The sequence below is a fragment of the Aeromicrobium sp. genome, assembly GCF_036676885.1.
GTDB lineage: Bacteria > Actinomycetota > Actinomycetes > Propionibacteriales > Nocardioidaceae > Aeromicrobium.
Genome location: NZ_JAKFCB010000264.1, coordinates 1 through 4,719 on the forward strand (window position 1 = coordinate 1; position 4,719 = coordinate 4,719).

At 68.7% G+C, this 4,719-nt stretch carries 5 protein-coding genes; all 5 read right to left on the reverse strand.

Annotated features, from left to right (window positions below):
* Nucleotides 1-1,041: carbamoyl-phosphate synthase large subunit (carB, locus tag V6M46_RS11830; protein WP_332665207.1), on the reverse strand; the 1,041-nt coding region annotated here is incomplete at its 3' end.
* Between the two features lie 3 nt (nt 1,042-1,044).
* Entirely contained in the window at nt 1,045-2,178 is a 1,134-nt protein-coding gene (gene carA, locus V6M46_RS11835; protein ID WP_332665210.1) for a glutamine-hydrolyzing carbamoyl-phosphate synthase small subunit, read from the reverse strand.
* A complete protein-coding gene (locus tag V6M46_RS11840; protein WP_332665211.1) occupies nt 2,175-3,470 on the reverse strand; it encodes a dihydroorotase in 1,296 nt (431 codons plus the stop codon). The genes carA and V6M46_RS11840 overlap by 4 nt, the downstream gene beginning before the upstream one ends.
* A complete protein-coding gene (locus tag V6M46_RS11845) occupies nt 3,467-4,417 on the reverse strand; it encodes an aspartate carbamoyltransferase catalytic subunit (RefSeq protein ID WP_442880507.1) in 951 nt (316 codons plus the stop codon). Before V6M46_RS11845 ends, V6M46_RS11840 begins: the two co-directional genes overlap by 4 nt.
* On the reverse strand, nt 4,414-4,719 hold a 306-nt coding region (gene pyrR, locus V6M46_RS11850), incomplete at its 5' end, for a bifunctional pyr operon transcriptional regulator/uracil phosphoribosyltransferase PyrR (RefSeq protein ID WP_332665213.1). The genes pyrR and V6M46_RS11845, both read right to left, overlap by 4 nt.

Sequence of the window (4,719 nt, forward strand, 5' to 3'; positions counted from 1 at the left end):
CTCCTGCGTGATGTCGTTGGGGATCTCGTCGAGGGTGTAGCCGATCGCGACCTTCGCGGCGATCTTGGCGATCGGGAAGCCGGTGGCCTTGGACGCCAGCGCCGACGAGCGGGACACCCGCGGATTCATCTCGATGACGACGATGCGGCCGTCCTCGGGGTTGACCGCGAACTGGATGTTGCAGCCGCCGGTGTCGACGCCGACCTCGCGGATGATGCCGATCGAGATGTCACGCAGCCGCTGGTACTCGACGTCGGTCAGCGTCATCGCCGGCGCGACGGTGATCGAGTCGCCGGTGTGGACCCCCATGGGGTCGAGGTTCTCGATCGAGCACACGATCACGACGTTGTCGGCGGTGTCGCGCATGACCTCGAGCTCGTACTCCTTCCAGCCGAGGATCGACTCCTCGAGGAGCACCTCGGTGGTCGGGCTGAGCGCCAGGCCCGAGCCGGCGATCCGGTGCAGGTCGGCCTCGTTGTAGGCCAGGCCCGAGCCGGAGCCGCCCATCGTGAACGACGGGCGTACGACGACGGGATAGCCGCCGAGTCCTTCGACCCCGTCGAGGCACTCCTGCATCGTGTGGCAGATGACGGACTTGGCCGACTCGGCGCCCCATTCCTTGGGCAGCGTGTCGACGACGGCCTTGAAGGACTCGCGGTTCTCGCCCTTCTGGATCGCGTCGATCGACGCGCCGATGAGCTCGACGCCGTACTTCTCCAGGACACCGGCCTCGTGCATCTGGATCGCGGCGTTGAGGGCCGTCTGGCCGCCGAGCGTCGCGAGCAGGGCGTCGGGGCGCTCCTGGGCGATGACCTTCTCGACGAACTCCGGTGTGATGGGCTCGATGTAGGTCGCGTCGGCGAACTCCGGGTCGGTCATGATCGTCGCCGGGTTGGAGTTGATCAAGATGACGCGGATGCCCTCCTCGCGGAGGACGCGGCACGCCTGCGTGCCGGAGTAGTCGAACTCGCAGGCCTGGCCGATCACGATCGGCCCGGAGCCGATGACCAGGATGCTCTTGATGTCAGAACGCTTCGGCATGACTCAACGACCGCCTTCCACAGTTGCGAGCGGGCGGTCACCTTGCATGAGATCCACGAATCTGTCGAAGAGGTAGGCGGCGTCGTGCGGTCCGGCCGCCGCCTCGGGGTGGTACTGGACGCTGAACGCCGGCTGCTCGAGCAGCGCGAGCCCCTCGACGACGTTGTCGTTGAGGCAGACGTGCGTCACGCGGCCGGGGCCGTACGGCGTCTCGAACGTGCCCTCGATCGGCGCGTCGACCGCGAAGCCGTGGTTGTGCGCCGTGATCTCGACCTTGCCGGTCGTCAGGTCCTGGACCGGCTGGTTGATGCCGCGGTGGCCGTAGACGAGCTTGTACGTCCCGAGGTCGAGCGCGCGCCCGAAGACCTGGTTGCCCAGGCAGATGCCGAAGTACGGGATGCGGGCCTCGAGCACCTGCTTGAGCACCGCCGTGACGTGGTCGGTGGTCGCCGGGTCGCCGGGTCCGTTGGACATGAACACGCCGTCGGGGTTGATCGCGGTGATCTCCTCGTACGTCGTGCTGGCCGGCATCACGTGCACCTCGATGCCGCGCTCGGCCATGCGGCGCGGGGTCATGCCCTTGATGCCGAGGTCGATCGCGGCGACCGTGAACCGCTTGTCACCGATGGCCGGCACGACGTACGTCTCGTCGGTCGTGACGTCGGCGAGGAAGCTCGCGCCCTTCATGCCGGGGGCAGAGGTGACCTTGGCGAGCAGCGCGTCGACGTCGGTCGATGCCGAGCTGATGCCACCGCGCATGGCGCCGCGCTCACGCAGGTGGCGGGTCAGGGCCCGCGTGTCGATCCCGGAGATCCCCACCACGTTCTGGGTGGCCAGTTCGTCGTCGAGCGAGCGGTTGGAGCGCCAGTTGGAGCGCACCCGTGCCGGGTCGCGGACGATGTAGCCGTCGACCCAGATGCGGCGCGACTCGAAGTCCTCGTCATTGATGCCGGTGTTGCCGATGTGCGGGGCCGTCATGGCGACGATCTGGCCCTTGTAGGACGGGTCGGTGAGCGTCTCCTGGTAGCCGGTCATGCCGGTCGAGAACACGATCTCGCCGATCGTCTCGCCGACGGCGCCGAACGACTCGCCGCGGAACACCCGGCCGTCCTCGAGCACGAGGATCGCGGCGGTCATACCGTCACGCCTTCCACCAGGGCACGGTCGCGGACGGTCGGCCTGCCGCGCAGGAACGTCGCGACGACCTCGCCGGGCAGCGTCAGTCCGGCGTACGGGTTGTTGCGCGACAGGGAGGCCGTGTCGCGAGCATCGATGACGCGGGACGCGGCGGGGTCGACCAGCACGATGTTGGCCGGCTCCCCCACCTCGAGCGGGCGCCCTTGGTTGCCCACGCGGCCGATCGCGGCCGGCTTGGCCGACATCTTGTCGGCGACCTGCGCCCAGGTCAGCAGGCCCGTGTCGACCATCGTCTGCTGGACGACCGACAGCGCGGTCTCGAGGCCCAGCATGCCGAATGCGGCGGCGGACCACTCGCACTCCTTGTCCTCCATCGGGTGAGGAGCGTGATCCGTGGCCACGATGTCGATCGTGCCGTCGGCCAGCCCCTCGCGCACGGCGGCGACGTCGTCGTTGGAGCGCAGCGGCGGATTGACCTTGTAGATCGGGTCGTAGCTGCGCACCAGGTCGTCGCTCAGCAGCAGGTGGTGGGGCGTGACCTCGGCCGTGACGTCGATGCCACGGCCCTTGGCCCAGCGGATGATCTCGACCGAGCCGCGGGTCGACAGGTGGCACACGTGCAGGCGCGAGCCGACGTGCTCGGCGAGCAGGACGTCGCGGGCGATGATCGCCTCCTCGGCGACGGCGGGCCAGCCGGTCAGGCCGAGCTCGCCGGACAGCGGGCCCTCGTTCATCTGCGCGCCCTCGGTCAGGCGAGGCTCCTGCGCGTGCTGCGCGATGACGCCGTCGAACGCCTTGACGTACTCCAGCGCCCTGCGCATGATCACGGCGTCCGAGACGCACTTGCCGTCGTCGGAGAACACGCGGACGGCGGCGGCGGAGTCGGCCATCGCGCCGAGCTCGGCGAGTCGTGAGCCGCCGAGACCGATCGTGACGGCGCCGACCGGCTGGACGTCGCAGTAGCCGCCCTCGCGGCCGAGCCGCCAGACCTGCTCGACGACACCGGCGGTGTCGGCAACCGGATCGGTGTTGGCCATCGCGTGCACGCAGGTGAACCCCCCGCGCGCAGCAGCCTTGGAGCCGCTCAGGACGGTCTCGGCGTCCTCGCGGCCCGGCTCGCGTACGTGGGTGTGCAGGTCGACGAGGCCGGGCAGCGCGACCAGGCCGGTCGCGTCGATCGTCTCGTCACCCTCGAGCCCGGCGCCGATCGCGGTGATGACACCGTCCTCGATCGCGATGTCGCTGACGTTCTCGCCGAGGATGTTCGCTCCCCGGATGACGTACGAGGTCATTCAGTGCCTTCTTCGCTGGTGGATTCCCCGGCTGCGCCGCCGAGGAGGAGGTAGAGGACGGCCATGCGTACGGCCACGCCGTTGGTGACCTGCTCGACGATGACCGACCGCACGTGGTCGGCGACGTCCGCGGTGATCTCCATGCCGCGGTTCATCGGGCCGGGGTGCATGACGATCGCGTGCTCGGGCAGCCGGTTGAGGCGCGGCGTGTCGAGGCCGTAGCGGCGGCTGTACTCGCGGGCGCTGGGGAAGAACGCGGCGTTCATGCGCTCCTGCTGCACGCGCAGCATCATGACGGCGTCGGCCTTCTCGAGCGACGAGTCGAGGTCGTACGACGTCTCGACCGGCCACTTCTCGACCCCGACCGGCAGCAGCGTCGGCGGTGCGACGAGCGTGACGTTGGCGCCGAGCGTGTCGAGCAGCAGCGCGTTGGAGCGCGCGACCCGGCTGTGCAGGACGTCGCCGACGATCGTGATGTTCTTGCCCTCGAGGTCGCCCAGGTGACGCCGCATCGTGAATGCGTCGAGGAGTGCTTGCGTCGGGTGCTCGTGCGTTCCATCGCCGGCGTTGATGACCGCGCCCTTGGTCCACTTGGCGTGTGCCAGGCGGTGCGGAGCGCCGGAGTTGTGGTGGCGTACGACCACCGCGTCGGCACCCATCGCCTGAAGAGTCAGCGCAGTGTCCTTGAGACTCTCGCCCTTGGAGACGCTCGAGCCCTTCGCCGAGAAGTTGATGACGTCCGCGCTGAGGCGCTTGGCGGCGGCCTCGAACGAGATGCGCGTACGCGTCGAGTCCTCGAAGAACAGGTTGACGACCGTTCGACCTCGCAACGTCGGCAGCTTCTTGATCGGGCGGCTCGCGACGCCGAGGAGCTCCTCGGCGGTGTCCAGGATGCGTACGGCGTCATCCCGGTTGAGGTCACCAGCGCTCAACAGGTGCTTGATCATGCTGCACCTCCTGTGATGGCGACCTGGTCGGCACCGTCGGTCTCGGCCAGCTGCACCTTGACGCTCTCGCTGAGCGACGTCGGCAGGTTCTTGCCGACGAAGTCTGCGCGTATCGGCAGCTCTCGGTGTCCGCGGTCGATCAGCACGGCGAGCTGTACGGCGCTGGGTCGGCCGATCTCGTTGAGCGCATCGAGCGCGGCACGGATCGTACGTCCGGAGAACAGCACGTCGTCGATCAGGACGACGACTTTGTCGTCGATGTCGTCGGGGATCTCGGTGTGCTCCAGTGCGCGAGCCGGTTT